Annotated in this window: 18 protein-coding genes; 7 read left to right on the top strand and 11 right to left on the bottom strand. The window is 67.9% G+C overall.

What is annotated here, in order from left to right:
- Nucleotide 1: 1 nt before the first annotated feature.
- The 5 genes from ACQP1T_RS21720 to ACQP1T_RS21740 all read right to left on the bottom strand — a co-directional run bounded on the left by ACQP1T_RS21720 (nucleotide 2) and on the right by ACQP1T_RS21740 (nucleotide 3,974).
- Nucleotides 2-745, bottom strand: a complete 744-nt coding sequence (locus ACQP1T_RS21720; protein ID WP_433762302.1) for a cobalt-precorrin-6A reductase — start codon at nucleotides 743-745, stop codon at nucleotides 2-4.
- Nucleotides 742-1,323 carry a hypothetical protein gene (locus tag ACQP1T_RS21725; RefSeq protein ID WP_433754874.1) on the bottom strand — a complete coding sequence of 194 codons (582 nt, stop codon included), beginning with the start codon at nucleotides 1,321-1,323 and terminating at the stop codon, nucleotides 742-744. The genes ACQP1T_RS21720 and ACQP1T_RS21725 overlap by 4 nt, the downstream gene beginning before the upstream one ends.
- Before the next feature lie 89 nt (nucleotides 1,324-1,412).
- A complete protein-coding gene (gene cbiE / locus ACQP1T_RS21730; protein WP_433754875.1) occupies nucleotides 1,413-2,654 on the bottom strand; it encodes a precorrin-6y C5,15-methyltransferase (decarboxylating) subunit CbiE in 1,242 nt (413 codons plus the stop codon).
- Nucleotides 2,651-3,406, bottom strand: coding sequence for an SDR family NAD(P)-dependent oxidoreductase (locus ACQP1T_RS21735; protein ID WP_433754876.1), 756 nt, complete (start codon nucleotides 3,404-3,406; stop codon nucleotides 2,651-2,653). The genes cbiE and ACQP1T_RS21735 overlap by 4 nt, the downstream gene beginning before the upstream one ends.
- A 43-nt stretch (nucleotides 3,407-3,449) precedes the next feature.
- Complete coding sequence (locus ACQP1T_RS21740; RefSeq protein ID WP_433754877.1) at nucleotides 3,450-3,974, bottom strand: hypothetical protein; 525 nt, start codon at nucleotides 3,972-3,974, stop codon at nucleotides 3,450-3,452.
- 132 nt (nucleotides 3,975-4,106) lie between these two features.
- Between ACQP1T_RS21740 and ACQP1T_RS21745 the strand changes: the two genes are divergently transcribed.
- Entirely contained in the window at nucleotides 4,107-4,517 is a 411-nt protein-coding gene (locus ACQP1T_RS21745; protein WP_433754878.1) for a PPOX class F420-dependent oxidoreductase, read from the top strand.
- Nucleotides 4,518-4,771: 254 nt separating this feature from the next.
- Here the strand turns inward: ACQP1T_RS21745 and ACQP1T_RS21750 are convergent, their stop codons facing one another.
- Complete coding sequence (locus ACQP1T_RS21750; protein WP_433754879.1) at nucleotides 4,772-5,899, bottom strand: M24 family metallopeptidase; 1,128 nt, start codon at nucleotides 5,897-5,899, stop codon at nucleotides 4,772-4,774.
- Nucleotides 5,900-5,988: 89 nt separating this feature from the next.
- On the opposite strand from ACQP1T_RS21750, the gene ACQP1T_RS21755 reads away from it, so the two are divergent.
- Complete coding sequence (locus ACQP1T_RS21755; protein ID WP_433754880.1) at nucleotides 5,989-6,960, top strand: 5'-3' exonuclease; 972 nt, start codon at nucleotides 5,989-5,991, stop codon at nucleotides 6,958-6,960.
- A 553-nt stretch (nucleotides 6,961-7,513) separates the two neighbouring features.
- Here ACQP1T_RS21755 and ACQP1T_RS21760 read toward each other — a convergent pair.
- The 5 genes from ACQP1T_RS21760 to ACQP1T_RS21780 form a co-directional block, all read right to left on the bottom strand.
- Nucleotides 7,514-8,239 carry a DUF4333 domain-containing protein gene (locus tag ACQP1T_RS21760; protein ID WP_433754881.1) on the bottom strand — a complete coding sequence of 242 codons (726 nt, stop codon included), beginning with the start codon at nucleotides 8,237-8,239 and terminating at the stop codon, nucleotides 7,514-7,516.
- 150 nt (nucleotides 8,240-8,389) lie between these two features.
- Nucleotides 8,390-11,092, bottom strand: a complete 2,703-nt coding sequence (locus tag ACQP1T_RS21765; RefSeq protein ID WP_433762303.1) for a DEAD/DEAH box helicase — start codon at nucleotides 11,090-11,092, stop codon at nucleotides 8,390-8,392.
- Nucleotides 11,089-12,042, bottom strand: coding sequence for a twin-arginine translocase subunit TatC (gene tatC / locus ACQP1T_RS21770; RefSeq protein ID WP_433754882.1), 954 nt, complete (start codon nucleotides 12,040-12,042; stop codon nucleotides 11,089-11,091). Before tatC ends, ACQP1T_RS21765 begins: the two co-directional genes overlap by 4 nt.
- A 105-nt stretch (nucleotides 12,043-12,147) precedes the next feature.
- Nucleotides 12,148-12,420, bottom strand: coding sequence for a Sec-independent protein translocase subunit TatA (tatA, locus tag ACQP1T_RS21775; RefSeq protein ID WP_364380880.1), 273 nt, complete (start codon nucleotides 12,418-12,420; stop codon nucleotides 12,148-12,150).
- A 137-nt stretch (nucleotides 12,421-12,557) separates the two neighbouring features.
- On the bottom strand, nucleotides 12,558-13,304 hold the full coding sequence (locus ACQP1T_RS21780; RefSeq protein ID WP_433754883.1) for an IclR family transcriptional regulator: 747 nt from the start codon (nucleotides 13,302-13,304) through the stop codon (nucleotides 12,558-12,560).
- A 114-nt stretch (nucleotides 13,305-13,418) separates the two neighbouring features.
- Here ACQP1T_RS21780 and ACQP1T_RS21785 point away from each other — a divergent pair, with 114 nt between their 5' ends.
- The 5 genes from ACQP1T_RS21785 to ACQP1T_RS21805 all read left to right on the top strand — a co-directional run bounded on the left by ACQP1T_RS21785 (nucleotide 13,419) and on the right by ACQP1T_RS21805 (nucleotide 17,850).
- On the top strand, nucleotides 13,419-14,231 hold the full coding sequence (locus ACQP1T_RS21785) for a 2-keto-4-pentenoate hydratase (protein ID WP_433754884.1): 813 nt from the start codon (nucleotides 13,419-13,421) through the stop codon (nucleotides 14,229-14,231).
- Entirely contained in the window at nucleotides 14,232-15,146 is a 915-nt protein-coding gene (locus ACQP1T_RS21790) for an acetaldehyde dehydrogenase (acetylating) (RefSeq protein WP_433754885.1), read from the top strand. It abuts the gene before it with no gap.
- Nucleotides 15,143-16,168 (top strand): 4-hydroxy-2-oxovalerate aldolase, encoded by a 1,026-nt coding sequence (gene dmpG, locus ACQP1T_RS21795; RefSeq protein WP_433754886.1) that lies wholly within the window; start codon nucleotides 15,143-15,145, stop codon nucleotides 16,166-16,168. Before ACQP1T_RS21790 ends, dmpG begins: the two co-directional genes overlap by 4 nt.
- On the top strand, nucleotides 16,165-16,944 hold the full coding sequence (locus ACQP1T_RS21800; protein WP_433754887.1) for a 2-keto-4-pentenoate hydratase: 780 nt from the start codon (nucleotides 16,165-16,167) through the stop codon (nucleotides 16,942-16,944). The genes dmpG and ACQP1T_RS21800 overlap by 4 nt, the downstream gene beginning before the upstream one ends.
- 132 nt (nucleotides 16,945-17,076) lie before the next feature.
- The gene (locus ACQP1T_RS21805; RefSeq protein WP_433754888.1) at nucleotides 17,077-17,850 is read left to right on the top strand and encodes an IclR family transcriptional regulator; all 774 of its coding nucleotides are present in this window, start codon (nucleotides 17,077-17,079) and stop codon (nucleotides 17,848-17,850) included.
- Nucleotides 17,851-17,915: the final 65 nt, after the last annotated feature.

A 17,915-nucleotide genomic window follows, 5' to 3' on the forward strand; every position in this document is an offset into this window, starting at 1 on the left:
ATCAGCGGGATGCGATATCCCGCAACCACTTCCACGCCGCGTCGACGGATTCCACCACCCTCGCGCCGGGCGGCAGCTCGGGGCGGTCGACAACGATCACGGGAAGGCCCGCCGAGCGAGCGGCGTCGAGTTTGGCGGCGGTCTGATCGCCGCCGCTGTTTTTGGTGACCAGCACGTCGATCCGATGTCGCGTCAGTAGACGCTGCTCATCCGCGGGCGAGAAAGGCCCACGCGCGAGGAGCAATTCGTGGTGCGGCGGCAGCGCACCGGTAGGCGGATCGATGGCACGGATCAGAAACCACTGCTGCGTCAGGCCCGCGAAGGCGGCAACACCTTGGCGCCCGATCGTCAGGAAGACGCGCTCTCCCAGCTCCGAAACCTCCCGCGCGGCCGCGTCGAGATCGCGCACCCGAATCCACCGATCGCCCGGCTGTTCGGACCAGCCCGGCCGCCGCACATGCAATAGCGGTAGACCGAGATCCGTTGCGGCATCGGCCGCATTCGCACTGATCGTGCCCGCGAACGGATGTGTGGCATCGATGACGACCGCGATCTCGTTATCCGCCAACCACTTCCGCAGACCTTCGACACCACCGAAGCCGCCGATCCGAACCGGCCCCTCCGGCAGCAGCGGGTCCCGAACACGGCCGGCGAGCGAGGAGACGATATCGAATCCTCGCTCGCCGGAAGCGATGTGGGCGATTTCCCTGGCTTCCCCGGTGCCGCCCAGAATCAGAGTTCTCAGGGCTGCCCGCTGAAGTAGGCAATGCCCGCATTGATCAGGTTCGGACCGCCAGCGATGAGCAGGCCGATCAGCGCACCCACCGGCAGACCGATGCCGAAGAAGAAGAATCCGATGATGGCGCCGATCAACGCACCGAGCGAGGCGCGCTGCAATTCGCTGAAGAACCACTCCTGCGAGGAGATGGCCTCGGCGCTGAGCGCGGCGGTCGGCTTTACCTCCGGTGTCAGCGTCAGCTTCTGCCCCGCGGCGTCGATAGTGGCCGCGATCGGGATCAACTGGTCGCCGATCTGCGCCTTCAGCGGAATCGAGGTCACCACCGCGCCTTCGGCGTTCTTCACCGAGACGTACTTCTGATCGGCGTCCAGACTGAACGCGCCACCGGTGACCGCCGCGACAATCGACTTGTCGACCAGCTGCACCGCGTAGTTCACACCGTGGTCCTCACCCTGCACGGCGGGCGCGGTCTGGTTCTGCACGGCCGGAGCGGGTGCCGCGGGGGCGGCACCGGACGTACCCGCCGCAATACCGGTGGCGGCGACGGCCATCATCGCGGTTGCGGCGAACTTCTTATACTTCATAAATCTCCCCAACATGACAGGGATCCGGCGGTAACATCCGGATCTCGGGCACCGACCCTACCGTCGGTTTCACCGGCGGAGCGGGATTTTCAGACCAAGCCGCCTTTCACAACTGCCAACTGAGTGACGGGCAATTGCGGCCGCCAGGTGGTGAAGTTCCCGAGGGCTTCGGCGCGGTAAATCTGAAACTTCCGCAGTTCACCGCCCTGCGCGGCGGCCCATTTCAGTAGCAGTGCTTCGGATTCCGCCGTCACGGCATTCGCCACCAAGCGGCCGCCCTGGCGTAGATGCGACCAGCATGTCTCGAGGACGCCATCCTGAGTGAGCCCGCCACCGATAAATATTGCGTCCGGAGGCGCTGATTCGGTAGATTTTCCGATGTCGGTGCGTATCTCTCCGAACACATCGATGTATGGAACACCAAGGGCGGCGGCGTTGTCGGCGATCTGCCGCCGCCGGTGTTCGAGCCGTTCGAAGCTGACCGCCCGGCAGCTCGGATGCGTGCGGCACCATTCGATCGCGATACTGCCCGACCCTCCGCCGACATCCCACAGCAGTTCCCCGGGCGCTGGCGCCAGCGCGGCCAGTGTCAATGCCCTGACCTCGGACTTGGTGAGTTGACCGTCACCGCCGAAGAGTTCATCCGGTAATCCGGGCACGCGCGTCGCCCGCCGGTGTTTCGGATCGGCGACGCAGTCGATCGCGACGATATTGAGCGGATCACCGGCCGCAAGCTCCCACTCGGCCGCGCGATCGCGCACGACCCGTTCGCGCGGACCGCCCAACTGCTCGAGCACGGTCAGCGTCGACTCTCCGAAACCATTGTCCCGCAACAGTTCCGCGAGCTGTCCCGGTGTGCGCTCGTTCGCGCTGAGCACCAGCACCCGCCGCCGATCCGCCAACTCGGGCAATACCGTCTCGACCGGCCGCCCTACCGCGCTCACCACCGGAGTCTCCGCCATGGCCCACCCGAGCCGAGCACATGCCAACGAGGCCGACGATGCTTGCGGAAGTACGCGCAGGTGCTCCGGCCCGAACAGCCGCGCCAAGGTCACGCCGATGCCGTAGAACATCGGGTCTCCGCTGGCCAGCACGCATATCTGCCGACCGGTGTTGTCGGCGAACAATCTTGGCAGTGCGGGCACCAACGGTGAGGGCCACTCCCGCCGCGCCACCGTAACGTCCCGCGGAATCAGCTCGAGTTGCCGCGCCGACCCGAATACCAGTTCGGCCCGCGAGACCGCTTCGCGCGCAGCCGCGCCGAGACCGTCCCACCCGTCGGCGCCGATACCGACCACCGCGATCGGCGGCCCACTCCAATCCGCCGTCACCGCGGCATCCGACGCCAGATCGTTTGGGGCAGTATGCGGATCGCGAAGATGACCGGACGCAGAATGCCGGGAACCCAGACCCGACCGGCACGGCGACGCAGACCGCGCACGACCGCATCCGCCACCTGATCCGGGGTGCTGGACATCGGGGCCGGGTCCATCCCCTCGGTCATCCGGCCGATGACGAACCCGCAACGCAGCAACAGCAGGTGAATACCGCTGCCGTGCAACGCATCCGCGAGACCGCTGGCGAATCCGTCGAGACCCGCCTTCGCCGAACCGTAGACGTAATTGGCTCGCCGCACCCGCGCGCCGGCGAACGAGCTGAAGACGACGAGATGGCCGCTGCCCTGCGACCGAAGCATATTCGCGAGGATGGTGAGCACGCTGATCTGCGCGACGTAATCGGTGTGCACGACCGCGATCGCATGCGCCGGATCACGTTCGGCTCGCGCCTGATCCCCCAGCACTCCGAATGCGACCACCGCGACCCCGATCCCCCCGTACTCGGCCGCGACCTTCTCGAGCAACGCGGGATGACTCGCCGTATCGTCCGCATCGAATTCGATGGTATGCACTGCCGTCGCTCCGGCTGCCGCAACCGCCGCACTCTCCTGCGTCAGCTCCGCGCTGCGCCGCGCTGCGAGTATCACCACACGCCCCGGCGCCAGCCGCCGCGCCACCTCGAGCCCGATCTCACTGCGGCCCCCGAGTACCAGCACCGGGCCCTCGGCAATTCCACGCGATCCCATACCGCCAGTCTTTCACCCCGCCCCGCTGTGCCGATCCGCCAGGTCAGACGATCTCGAGCTGGTAGGAAGCCTCGACCCAGAAGCCGCCCGGCTCGTACTCACCGCCGAAGGTGAGGATGTAGGCGCCGCGGGGCAGGTCGTCCAGCCTGCACCAGAGTCCCCAAGCCGTCGCCTTGAAACGGCCGGTCACCTGGAACGGGCCGCCCGCTGCCGCGTTGATGGGGAATGCCGCGCGGTTGGTCACTTCCAGCAGCGGCAACGCGACGCCGTTCAGCTCGGCGTGACCGCTCGCCGTCGGTACCACCGGCGGCCTCTTGCCGAATGGGAAAAACGACCTTTCGACCTTCTGGAAGATATTGAAGGTGGGAAAGAAGATCGGGCGACCGTGGGGCACGGTGCAGCTTCGGCTGACCTTGCCGCCGAACGTTCCGGCGAGGAACCAGACATCGTCGGGCTGACCTTCGGCCGCGCAGGCTCCGGACTCGTCGCAGACCGGATTCTTGGCGATCGGAATCGACATGGCCCACTGCCACCATCGAGCGGCCAACTGGACATCCGTGCTCTGCATGCCTGAACCCCTCGATTGTCGATCTCGGCGCTCAGAATATCCGAGCACGCACCAAACACCGAACTGACCAGTCCGTGCCGGAACTCGGTATGTGCCGGTGCCGGGCGGCCCACATACCGCTACGGTCAATGGATGCCGACCAGCACCGCACAGCTGTCCACCGCCGCACTCGAATTCGTCGCCGAGCGACACCTCGCGACGCTGACCACCCTGCGCGCCGATGGCACACCGCATGTGGTCGCGGTGGGTTTCACCTGGGATCCGGAGGCCGGGATCGCACGGGTGATCACCAACGACGGCTCGGTCAAGGTGCGCAATGTGCGGCGCTCCGGCTACGCGGCGGTGAGCCAGGTGGACGGGATCCGTTGGATCACCTTGGAAGGCCCGGCCACAGTGCTCGACGATCCGGAGAACGTCGCAGCAGCGGTCGACCGATATGCGGGCCGCTATCGAGTCCCCCGCGAGAACCCGACCCGCGTCGTCATCGCCATCCAGGTCCAGCGTGTCCTATCGAGCAGCACCCTCGCCCATACCCCAGCCTGAAGCCACCGCCGATCCCACCTGGAAAGACATTCCACCCCACGGTATTTCGCCACTCCCGGCTCGCGGCAGCGCCTGCGAGCGAGCGTAGATTCGTCCCGGCTCAACGGATCTGGGCCCGGAACACCGACCTGGCGATGACAGATCCACTGAGCCCAAGCCTCTGCACCCGACTCAGTGGATATGGCCCACCCAGGGACCAGATTCATCGAGCCAGGCCACTTCTCAACGCCCGCGGCGCGCCCAAGAATCTCAGCTCAGAGAACTGTCAACCCATGCGGCCGCTGATTCATCGACTCGCAGCCGTTCTCGGTGACCACGACGATGTCCTCGATGCGTGCGCCCCAATCGCCGCGGAAGTAGATACCGGGTTCGATACTGAAGGCCATGCCGGGTTCCAGGACCAGGCTGTTGCCTTCGACGATATAGGGCTCCTCGTGGACCGAGAGGCCGATGCCGTGGCCGGTGCGGTGGACAAAGGCGGGGCCTAAACCGGCTTCGGTCAACAGGTTTCGGGCTGCGGCGTCGACGGATTCGGCGGTGACACCGGGACGGACGGCGGCGACGGCGGCGGCTTGGGCGCGCTCGAGTTCCCCGAATTGCGCGGCAACGGCGGGCTTGGGTTCACCGAGGACGTAGGTGCGGGTCGAGTCCGAGTAGTAGCCGGGATCGACCGGACCGCCGATATCGATCACCACCACATCTCCGGCTTCGATGCGACGGTCGGAGACGCCGTGGTGCGGGTCGGCACCGTGTGGTCCACTGCCGACGATGACGAACGCCGCCTCGGTATGCCCCTCCTCGACGATGGCCGCCTCGATACCCGCGCCGACCTCGGCCTCGGTCCGCCCGACCTGCAGGAATTCCGCCATCCGGGCATGCACCCTGTCGATGGCCGCGCCCGCGCGGCGCAGTGCCTCGATTTCGGCCCGGTCCTTGATCATTCGCAGTTCCCGCAGTACCGGCGTCGCGGAAGTGGGCAGGCCGCTGACGGATTCGGCCAGCGGCAGCAGATGCAATGCCGGCATCACATCGGTGACCGCGACCCGGGAGCCGACGTGCAGCGACGACTTCACGAGCTGGTACGGATCGACGCCATCGACCCAATCCAGCACCTGCAGACCGAGTTCACCGGCGGCCGAACTCTCCAGCGAGGCCAGTTCGAGCTTCGGAATCACCACCGAGGGGGTGGCGCCATCGGCCGTGATCACCAGACAGGTCAGTCGCTCGAAGGATTCCGCCGCCGAGCCGATGAGATAGCGCAGATCCGGCCCCGGCGTGATCAATAGTGCGTCCAGATGAGCGGCGCGCATCAACTGCACCGCCCGATCGAGTCGATCACCGTAGACATCCGCCGCGAATCGGGACTCCGTGTGCGAGCTCATACCGCCCGACGTTACCCGCCACCGACATCAACCCGAATGCGAATACCGATCACCCGAGGTTGTCGTTGCGGACAGGTAGCCTCAGCGGCGTGAACACTGCGACTTCCGGTGAGCCCCTGCTCTTGCTCGATGGCGCGAGCCTGTGGTTCCGCGCGTTCCACGCGATTCCGGAGAAGATCACCGCACCCGACGGCCGATCGGTGAACGCGCTGCGCGGCTTCACCGATATGGTCGCCTCGCTGATCACCAAGCACAAGCCGAGCCGGTTGGTCGTCTGCCTGGACCTGGAATGGCGCCCCGCATTCCGGGTGGCGCTGGTGCCGACCTACAAGACCCACCGCCTCGACACCGCCGCCGATGCGGCACCCGGCGCCGAGGACGTGCCGGACACCCTGACCCCGCAGGTCGAGATGATCCTCGACGTGCTCGCCGCGGCGGGCATCGCCACCGGCGGCGCGGCCGGACTCGAGGCCGACGACGTGCTCGGCACCCTCGCCACCCGCGAGCGCACCGATCCGGTGGTGGTCGTCAGCGGCGACCGCGACCTGCTCCAACTCGTCCGCGACACTCCGGCACCGCCGGTGCGCGTGCTCTACGCCGGTCGCGGCCTTGCCAAGGCCGAATTGTTCGGCCCCGCCGAGGTGTCCGCGAAATACGGTGTGCCACTGCGGAATGCGGGTCCGGCCTATGCGGATATGGCGACCCTGCGCGGCGACTCCTCCGACGGCCTGCCCGGCGTCGCCGGTATCGGCGAGAAATCCGCCGCGATGCTCATCTCCCGCTTCGGCTCGCTCGACGCGCTGACCGCGGCCGTCGACGACCCCGCCGCCGATCTGGCCCAGGGCATTCGCGCCAAACTCCGCGCCGCCGAGACCTATTTGAAGGCCGCCGCCCCGGTCACCCGCGTTGTCTGCGACGCCGACGTCGAACTGTCCCGCCCCGACCCGCTCCCCACGACTCCCGCCGACCCGGACCGACTCCGCGAACTGGCCATTACATACAACGCGGAAAGCCCCATCACTCGCCTGATCACGGCATTGACCGCAGCGCACTCAGGTTGACCGCAGCGGTTATCCCGCACAAGTACGGGCCCCGCATACCCAGTAACGGCCTCGAATAGGTTGCAGCTTATGCGAGGCCCTCACTACCTCTGCGACCCTATTAGTAGGTGCCGACATCGAGTGAGCCGACGATGAATACCCAGCTCGGCGCGGCACCACCGGAAAACGGTGGGGATCGCGCGATGGCTGCTCAGGCCGTATCGGCCAGGTGGTCGCCGATTTCGCGGGCCAGTGGCAGGCCGCGGGCGAACCACCCGAACTGACGCCACATCTGCCCACCGAGACCGCGCTGCGACGTTCGGCAAAAGGCTGGTGTAGGTGGCGTTCTCGGTTAAACAGGCGACGCTCACTGCACGCCCTTTTCGAGCCCCAACCACCTGCGCAGTCGGCAAGAGCCGGGACTAGGCACCCGGCATCGCCGTGCTCGACTCAGCAACTATGCCCACCCCGAGCAGAACTTGGTCGCCGCGTCCGCGCCGATGTGCTCGGCTGCCTACGCGCAGCGGGGCCGCCCCACCGACACCCGCTCGCCGACCTGCCGATCGAACACCCGTCAGTTCGGGCGGCCGACCTCGTAGGTTCCGTCGTCCTTGGTGATCTTGACGGTGACCTTCTTCTGCTCGCCGCTGACCTTCAGGTCACAGGTGAAGGTCGCGTCGACCTCGACCTTCTGACCGGAGGGGCAGGAGACATCGGCGACATCCTGGATCCCGTAGGAATCCGACAGCACCTTCTTGACGCCGTCTTGAACGGCGGCCTGGTCGAGCTCGTCCTTGCTGGTCAGCACGAGCACCAGCACCACGATGGCGCCGATGACGGCGACCGCGAGCACACCGAGGCCGATGAACAGGCCCTTGTTCTTGCCGCCGCTACTCGGCTGCGGGGTCTGCTGCTGCCACGGCTGCTGCTGGCCCTGCTGCCAGGGCTGTTGCCCCTGCTGCGCCGACCAGTCCTGCTGGGTCGGCTGCTGGCCCCACTGCGGCTGACTCGGCTGACTCGGCTGCGGTTGACCCCACTGCGGCTGGCTCGGCTGGCTCTGCGGGTTCGGCTGGCCCCACTGCGGCTGACTCGGCTGACTCTGCGGATTCGGCTGGCCCCACTGCGGCTGCTGCGCGTTCGGATCGCCCCACTGCTGGGTCGGCTGCGCCTGCGGGGTACCACTCCACGGCTGGGTCGGCCCGGCTGCACCGGGTGCCTGCTGTCCGCCCCACTGCTGGGTGGGATCGTTGCGTCCCTCCCCGGGACCAGGGGCGTCGTTCGGTCCGTACGGGCCGCTCATCTGCTTGCCTCCACTCGCATCGTTATACACACGGTAGCCCCCCGCGTGAGACTCGTCGCACAACAGGACCAATCCGGTATGAGGTGCGATCCTGTCCGACTCCTCCGCCACGGTCGGTACGCGAAAGAAATCAAATCACAATCGAATCGGCTACGCGGCGTCCACGGCTACGACACCCCGTCGGATCGCGCGGACGGCCTTGGCCGCGGTCCCCGCGACCTCCACATCGTCGGCGGTTCCGTGGATCTGATCGAGCAGATCGATCACCTGTCGGCACCACCGCACGAAATCGCCCGCGGACAGTGGCGCGTTCTGATCACCGCTGGCCAGCAACGACTCGGCCAACCCATCGCCGCGCGCCCATTTGTAAACACCAGTCACGAAACCGAGATCCGGTTCGCGGGTGGGCGGCAGCTTGTGCCGTGCCTCATCGGAGCGCAACTCGCTCCACACGCCGACGGTCGCGCCGACGGCACGGCGAACCGGTTCGGTCGGCCCGGTTGCGCCGAGATAGCCCCCTTCCTGGCGGGATTCGTACACCAGAATGGAAACCACCGCCGCCAATTCGGCCGGACCCAGCCCGCGCCACAGCCCCTGCCGCAGACATTCGGCGACCAGCAGATCGCTTTCGGCGTAGATCCTGGCCAGGCGACGTCCGTCGGAGGTCACCTCGCCCGCGTCTACGAACCCGCGCTCCTCGAGCAGGCCGAGGATCCGGTCGAAGGTGCGCGCCAGCGAATTGGTGGTCGCGGCAACCTTCTGGCGCATCGTCTCGGTCTCCCGCAGCAGCCGGTTGTAGCGCTCGCCGACCCGGCTCATCTGCTCGCGATCGGGCCGGGCGTGCGCCGGATGCGAACGCAGACTGCGCCGCAATGTCGACAGCTCGCGGTCCTCGCCCGCCTGCGAACGGTCACCGCGCCGCGACCGGCCCGGCGCCGAGATCCCGGTGCTGCGCAACGCCGACGCCAGATCGCGCCGAGTCCGTGCCGTGCGGTGATCGATCTTGCGTGGCAGCCGCATATGACCCAGCGTCTTCGCGGGCACCGGGAAATCGGCGACCGATACCCGCCCTGCCCACTTGTCCTCGGTCAGCACCAGCGGACGCGGATCCCCCGGCGTGGTATCCGGCTCCAGAATCACCGCGAGCCCGGCCCGCCGCCCGGACGGAATGGCCACCACATCGCCGCGCCGCAGGGACACCAGCGCGTCGACCGCTGCCCCGCGCCGATCGGCCCGACCCTGCTGCGCGATCTGACGTTCACGCTGCTTGATGCGCTCGCGCAGAGAAATGTATTCCAGGAAGCCGCCGTCCTCGCCGCCGAGCTGATCGCGCAATTTGCGCAACTGCCCCTCATTGCGCTCGATCCCGCGCACCAGCCCCACCACCGACCGGTCGGCCTGGAACTGCGCGAAAGACCGCTCGAGCAGTGCCCGCGACTCGTCCGCGCCCATCCGATCGATCAGATTGATCGACATGTTGTAGCCCGGCCGGAACGAACTGCGCAGCGGATAGGTCCGGGTGGAGGCAAGACCGGCAACCGCACTGGTGTCGACCTCGGGCTGCCACAACACCACCGCATGGCCCTCGACATCGATCCCGCGCCGCCCGGCCCGACCCGTGAGCTGCGTGTACTCCCCCGGCGTCAGCTCGGCGTGCGATTCACCGTTGTATTTGACCAGCCGCTCGAGCACCACCGTCCGCGCGGGCATATTGATGCCCAAAGCCAGTGTCTCCGTTGCGAATACGGCCCGCACCAGACCGCGCACGAACAATTCCTCGACGGTATGCCGGAAGGCGGGCAGCATGCCCGCGTGATGCGCGGCCAGGCCGCGATGCAGCGCCTCGCGCCACTCCCAGTAGCCGAGCACCTCGAGGTCGCCCTTGGGCAGATCCCCGGTGTGCTTCGAGATGATCGCGTCGATCTCTTCGGTCTCGTCGTCACGGCTGAGATCGAGTCGCGAACGCAGGCATTGGGCAAGTGCCCCGTCGCATCCGGCGCGGCTGAAGATGAAGGTGATCGCGGGCAGCAGCCCTTCCTCATCGAGCTTGGCCAGTACCTCCGGTCGTGGCAACGGCCGGAAGTTGCGGTTCCCACCGCGACCGCGCGGTCCGCCCCAACCGTTCATCCGGTCCGCCGCCTCGCGGTGGCGGATATAGCGCACCAGATCCTCGTCGACGAGCACCTTCTGTTCGCTGGAGTCGGTATCGAACAGATCGAACATCCGCCGCCCGACCATGACGTGCTGCCACAGCGGCACCGGGCGGGTCTCGTCGACGACCACCGCGGTATCGCCGCGCACGGTCTCCATCCAGGCGCCGAATTCCTCGGCGTTGCTGACCGTCGCGGACAGGCTGACCAGCCGCACATCCGGCGACAGATGCAGGATGACCTCCTCCCAGACCGCGCCGCGGAAGCGGTCGGCGAGGTAGTGCACCTCGTCCATCACCACATACGACAGTCCGCGCAGCGCGTCCGAGGAGGCGTAGAGCATATTGCGCAGCACCTCGGTGGTCATCACGACCACCGGCGCGTCCGGATTGATCGACTGGTCGCCGGTGAGCAGTCCGACCTGGTCGCGCCCGTATCGCTCGGTCAGATCGGCGAACTTCTGGTTCGACAGCGCCTTGATCGGCGTGGTGTAGAAACACTTTCCGCCCGCTGCCAACGCGAGGTGCACCGCGAATTCGCCGACGACCGTCTTACCCGCACCGGTCGGGGCACAGACCAGCACGCTGTGCCCGCCCTCGAGGGCTTTGCAGGCATTGCGTTGGAAGGGGTCCAACCCGAAAGTCAGCTCGGCGGAGAACTTTGCCAGTTCGCCCGCCTGCGACTGGTGATACGTCACGGTCAGAGGGTATCGGAGTAGTCCGACACGGGTCGCGCCGATTTCTCTGAGGAGTCCATGATCGAATCGGCAGGGTTGATCGGCTCGGGTCCGGAGATCGTGGAGGCTTCCTCATCCGACAGCGCCGCCAATGCTTCGGCCTCCCGACGTGCGCGCCGCTTGTCATTGATCCGGGAGATCTGGATGGCGACTTCGAACAGCACCGTCAGTGCCAGCGCCAATGCCAGCATGGAGAACGGATCCTGTGGGGTCACGATCGCGGCGAAAACGAAGAGCCCGAAGACGATTCCGCGCCGCCACTTGGCGAGCTTGTCGTAGTGCAGCACCCCGACCAGATTCAATCCGACTACCAGCAGCGGGATTTCGAAGCTGACACCGAAGATGACCAACAGCTGGATGATGAAGCTGAAGTACTGCGAACCGCTCAGCGCGGTGATCTGCGCGTTGTTGCCGATGTTCAGCAGGAAGCTCAACGCGTGCGCGACAACCCAATACGCGAGTACGGCGCCGGTCACGAACAGCGCGCTACCGGAGGTGACGAATCCGACCGCGTACTTGCGTTCCTTCACATACAGACCGGGCGTGATGAAGGCCCAGATCTGATAAAGCCACACCGGGGCGGCCAGCACCACACCCGCCGTCATACCGACCTTCAACCGCAGCATGAACTGTTCGAAGGGGGCGGTCGCCAGCAGCCGGCAGGCGCCATCGGTGGTGAGCACGGCTCGCGACGAGGCGGGCAGGGAACAGTAGGGTCCGGTCAGCAGCGAGCCGAGGCTTTCCACACCGAAGATCGTGTGCGCGTACCAGAAGAAGCCGAACAGCGTGGTGACGACGACCGCGGCGATCGAGACCAGCAGCCGACGGCGCAGTTCCTGAAGATGCTCGACCAACGACATGGTGCCGTCGGGATTCGTCCTGCGCTTACTGCGCCGGGGATCGAACGGGATTCGCATGGTGGTGTGTTGGCCCCTGGGGTCGACGGTGCCCGCAGCGGTCGGCGGGCAACAGCACTGCGTCCGGAGCGAGTTCGCTACTCACCCCGGCGGCAAAGGCTGGACTCAGAGCGACTTCGGCTGTGCCTGGGGCTCGGCCTGCGGCTGCGCGACCGTCGGCTGGACGGCCGAGGCCTGCGGCAGTTCGGCGGCCGGTTGCTGGGCCGGTGCTGCACTTGCCTGCGCGCTGCTCTCGTTCTGCATCTGGCTGACTTCGCTCTTGAAGATGCGCAGCGAGCGGCCCAGGCTGCGGGCGGCATCGGGCATACGCTTCGCGCCGAAGAACATCACGAAGACCGCGGCGATGATCAGCCAGTGCCAGATGCTCAGACTGCCCATGATTAAACCTCCAAAGAATGTGGTAGCTCCGATGCTACCGGACTATGACATGCGAGAACTCGCCCGTCGGTGCGCTCCCCCGCCTCTCCGAGCCTTTTGCCGTTCGTGGGTGCGTCGATGGTTTCGTAGCCCAACGCCTACCCCAGTGCCGCCCAGGCGCTCCCGGGCAGGCTCGGCATCCGGGCGGCCTGGCGGCCCAGCGCGATCGCCGCGGTCCGCACGGCCGAGCCGAGCGAGGAGACGTCCACCTCGCCCAGCCTCGTGCTGATCGATAACCCGGCGATCGGCTTGCCGGTACGGTACGCGACCGGCGCGGCCGCGCAGGCGACGCCCGGCCCGGATTCCTCGGCCTCGTAAGCGATTCCGGTTTCGCGGACGGCATCCAGTTCCTCGCGTAGCCGCCCCGCATCGGTGATCGTGCGCGGCCCCAGCGGCCGCAGCCCGGCCGCGACAACCCGGTCGATGGCCTCGTTGCCGGCGAAGGCCAGCAGCGCCTTGCCGACAGCTGTGGCGTACGCCGGCAGCCGGCCACCGACCCGCGAACCCAGCGGCGGGGCGGTGCGGCTGCGCAGCTTGGTCACGTAGACCACGTCGATCCCGTCGAGCACGGCGAGGTGCACGGTCTGCCGGGTCGCGCTGCGCAGGTCGGACATGCTGGCCAGGGTCAGCCTGCGCAGTTGCTGCGGTCGGGCGGCCCGCTCGCCCAGTTCGAAGAATCGCAATCCGATCCGGACGTCCTGCCCGGCGGGCTCGAGGAACTTGTACTCGACGAGCTCCCGGACGATGCGCGAGACGGTCGACGCGGCCAACCCGGTCCGGCGGGCGAGTTCACGGACGCCGAGCGCGTCGTCGTCCGGCCCGAACGCCTCGAAGATCAGCGACACCCGCCCGATCATGGACGGCGGGGTGTTCCGCTCACTGGCACACACGCTAGAAACTCTGGAGGTCAGGACCGCAGGATGTCAACCCATCACCAGCCGTCCCCAGGGAGATCTCACGTGAGCGCACAGCTCGGCCCCGGCGAGCGCGCCGAAGCCGCCCGCCTACTGCTGAAGGCCTACGAATCCGGTGTGCCGATCGATCCACTGACCGCCACCTATCCCGGCCTGACCGTCGAGGACGCCTACGACGTGCAGCTTCGCCAGGTCACGGAGTGGACCGCGGCGGGTCGGACGATCGCCGGCCACAAGGTCGGGCTGACGTCCGCGGCGATCCAACGACAACTCGGCGTCGACTCACCCGATTACGGCCACCTGTTCGCCGACATGTTCCACCTGGATTCGCAGCCGATCACCGCGGGCACTTTCCTCAGCCCGCGCATCGAGCCCGAGATCGGCTTCGTGCTGGGCAAGCCGCTGACCGGTCCGGGCGTGACCGTCGCCGACGCGCTCGGCGCAATCGCGTACGCGGTCGCATCCCTGGAGATCATCGACTCGCGGATCGCGGACTGGAAGATCACCCTGCCCGACACCATCGCCGACAACGCGTCGTCCGGAGGGGTCGTTCTCGGTACGACGCCGGTCCCGCTCGCCGGGCTCGACCTGCGTACCACCGGGGTCGTGCTGCGGCGCAACGGCCGCATCGTGCAGACCGGCGCGGGCGGCGCGGTGCTCGGCTCGCCGATCAACGCCCTGGTCTGGCTGGCCAACACCGTCGGCGCGCTCGGCGTGCGGCTCGAAGCCGGTTCGGTCGTGCTGCCCGGCGCGCTGACAGCCGCCGTCGATGTCGCGCCCGGCGACACCGTCACCGCCACCTTCGCCCAGCTCGGCAGCGTCACCGCGACGTTCGCCGCACCGTCCGAGGAGGACTGAATGTCCCGACCCACCGCAGCGATCGTCGGGCCCGGCAATATCGGCACCGACCTGCTGATCAAGCTCCAGCGCAGCGGGGTGTTCGACGTCCGGTACATGGTCGGCGTCGACCCCGCCTCCGACGGCTTGGCCCGCGCCCGCAAACTCGGCGTCGAGGCCAGCGCCGACGGCGTCGACTGGCTACTCGCCCGCCCGGAGCTGCCCGACGTGGTCTTCGAGGCGACAGCCGCGAAACCGCATCTGGCCAACGCCCCGCGCTACGCCGAGGCGGGCATCCGAGCGATCGATCTGACCCCGGCGGCCGTGGGGCCGTTCGTGTGCCCCGCGGTCAATCTCGGCGCGCATGCCGACGCGCCGAACATCAACATGATCACCTGCGGCGGCCAGGCCACGATTCCCATCGTGCACGCGGTCGCCCGGGTCACCGAGGTGCCTTACGCCGAGATCGTCGCGTCGATCTCCTCCCGCTCGGCCGGGCCGGGCACCCGCGCGAACATCGACGAATTCACCGAGACCACCTCGCACGCCATCGAGTCCGTCGGCGGAGCGGCCGAGGGCAAGGCGATCATCATCCTGAACCCGGTCGAGCCACCACTCGTCATGCGGGACACGGTGTTCTGCGCGATCTCGCCGGACGCGGACCGGAACGCGATCACCGAGTCCATCCACCGGATGGTCGCCGAGGTTCAGTCCTACGTGCCCGGCTACCGCCTCAAGTCCGACCCGCAGTTCGACGACGCCCGGGAGCTGTGGCACGGCCGGGCCCGGGTCGCGGTGCTCCTCGAGGTCGAGGGAAACGGCGACTACCTCCCGCCGTGGGCAGGCAACCTCGACATCATGACCGCCGCCGCGGCCAGGGCGGGCGAGCTGCTCGCCACCGGCGCGGCCCAGCCGAAGGAAGCGATGCCTCGATGACCGCCGTGAGCCTCACCGACACCACCCTGCGCGACGGCAGTCACGCCGTCCGCCATCAGTTCACGATTCCCCAGGTCCGCGCGATCGCCGGGGCGCTCGACCGGGCCGGGATCGAGACCATCGAGGTGACCCACGGAGACGGGCTCGCCGGGTCCTCGTTCAACTACGGGTTCTCCAAAGTGCCCGACATCGAACTGGTCGCCGCCGCGGCCGCCGAGGTCACCCGCGCGAAGATCGCCGTCCTGCTGCTGCCCGGGGTCGGGACGGTGGCGCACCTGCGCGCGGCCGTCGACGCCGGTGCGAAGGTCGCCCGCATCGCGACGCACTGCACCGAGGCCGACGTCAGCGTCCAACACTTCGGCGCGGCCCGGGAACTGGGCCTGGAGACCGTCGGGTTCCTGATGCTGTCGCACCGGAACTCACCGGAGGGCCTCGCCGGGCAGGCCCGGATCATGGCCGACGCGGGCTGCCAGTGCGTCTACGTGGTCGACTCCGCCGGCGCCCTGCTCCCCGACGGTGTCACCGACCGCGTCACCGCACTGGTGCGGGAACTCGGCGACGACGCGCAGGTCGGCTTCCACGGCCACCAGAACCTGTCCCTGGGGGTGGCGAATTCGATCGCCGCGTACCAGGCCGGCGCCCGCCGGATCGACGGGACGCTGCGCGCGCTCGGCGCCGGCGCGGGCAACTCGCCCACCGAAATCCTGGTTCCCGCGTTCGACGCGCTCGGCGTGCACACCGGTGTGGACAGTGAGCTGATCCTCGCCGCCGCGGAAGAGGTGCTCGCGCCGATCGTCCCGCGGATGCCCGTCGCCGATCGTGCCGCCATCGTGCAGGGCCGCTACGGCGTCTACAACTCGTTCCTGCTGCATGCCGAGAATGCGGCCGAGCGGTACGGTGTGCCCGCGTACCAGATCCTCAGGCGGGTCGGCGAGCGTGGTTACGTCGGCGGGCAGGAGGACATGATCATCGACGTGGCGATCGGGCTGCGGGACGAGCTCGGCATCAAGGAGAAGGCATGACCTGGGACATCGACACCGCCGCGGCCGTACTGCTCGAGGCGGAGCGGCAACGGCGGGACCGCGGCCCCCTAACCGCCGAGTGGCCGGAGCTCGACCTCGACACCGCTTACCGCGTGCAGAAGCGGCTGATCGAGAAGAAGATCGAGGCGGGCGAGAAGGTCGTCGGCGTCAAGCTGGGTCTCACCTCCCGCGCCAAGCAGGAGCGGATGGGCATCACCTCGCCGCTGACCGCGGTGCTCACAGACGGCTACGTCCTTGCAGCCGATGTCCCCATCCCGCTCGACGAACTCATCCACCCGCGGGTGGAGCCGGAGATCGTGTTCGTCATGGGCAAGCGCCTCGAAGGGCCTGGCATCACGGCGGCCACCGCGCTCGACGCCGTCGAGAGTGTCCATGCCGGACTCGAGATCATCGATTCCCGGTACATCGACTTCAAGTTCACCCTGCCCGATGTCGTGGCGGACAACGCGTCCTCGGCGCGCTTCCTGGTCGGTGGGAAGGCGCTGTCCCCCAAGAACCTCGACCTCGCGCTCGAGGCCTGCGTGCTCACCGTCAACGGCACCGTCGTCGACAGCGCCACGGGCGCGGCCGTGCAGGGCCACCCAGCGGAGGCGCTCGCACTGGCGGCCAACGCGCTGGCCGCACGCGGCGAGGTGATCGAAGCCGGGCAGCTCGTGCTGACCGGCGGCCTGACCGACGCGGTGTTCGTCCACGCCGGCGACCAGATCGGCGCGGAGTTCACCAGCCTCGGCTCGGTTTTCGTCACCGCCGCCTGAGAGGGCCTCGATCACGGGACCCGGCCTGTCGTTCCCGCTGCCGTGGTGGTCCTGGCCAGGGCAGCACTCTCTGGCCTGGGCGCGCAACACGGTGGTTTGATGTTTGCGACCTGACCCGACCGGAGGAGCGCGATGGTGGAAGGGCGGGCACACGCACGTTCGGTGACCAGCAAGGTGGTCGCTATCTTCGACGCGTTCGGCCCGGCCTCGCCGCGGCTGACCCTCAACGAGCTCAGCGCGCGGACGGGGATGCCGCTGTCGACCGCGCACCGGTTGGTCACCGAACTGGTGGAGTGGGGCGGGCTCGAACGGTGCGAGGGGGCCGGATACCGGATCGGGCTGCGGATGTGGGAGATCGGCTCGCTCGCTCCGCGCGGCGAGTCACTGCGTGATGTCGCGCTTCCTGTGATGCAGGACCTCTACGAGGGCACCAAGGAGAACGTGCATCTCGCGGTGCGGCAGGACACCCAGGCGCTCTACCTCGACAAGATTCACGGCCCCGCCGCACTCCCGGTCAAGTCCCGGCGCGGCGGCCGGCTTCCCTTGCACGCCACCGGTGTCGGCAAGGTGCTGCTCGCCTACGCACCGGAAGAGCTGCGCGCCCGGGTGCTGGCCGGGGAATTGCCCCGGTACACCCGGCACACCATCGTCGAGCCCGGCCGCGTCGCCCGCATGCTCGACGAAGTCCGGAACACCGGTATCGCGTTCGCCTATGAGGAGCTCACGGTCGGTTCGCTGTCGGTAGCCGCACCCATCCGCGACGCCTCGGGTGAGGTCGTGGCCGCACTGGATGTCGTGCTGCACACCGCGGGCGGGCGCCCCGACCGGCTGGCACTCGCGGTCCGGACCGCGGCCATCTCCATCTCGCGGGCTCTGCGTGACCGGCAGGTCGGCCGGCACGGGTGAAGATGAGCCGCGTTCCCGTTCAACGGGAACGCGGCCTTTTCCCGGAACGGTGTCGGCTGTGACAG

This window comes from Nocardia sp. CA-135398, assembly GCF_050955845.1.
GTDB lineage: Bacteria > Actinomycetota > Actinomycetes > Mycobacteriales > Mycobacteriaceae > Nocardia.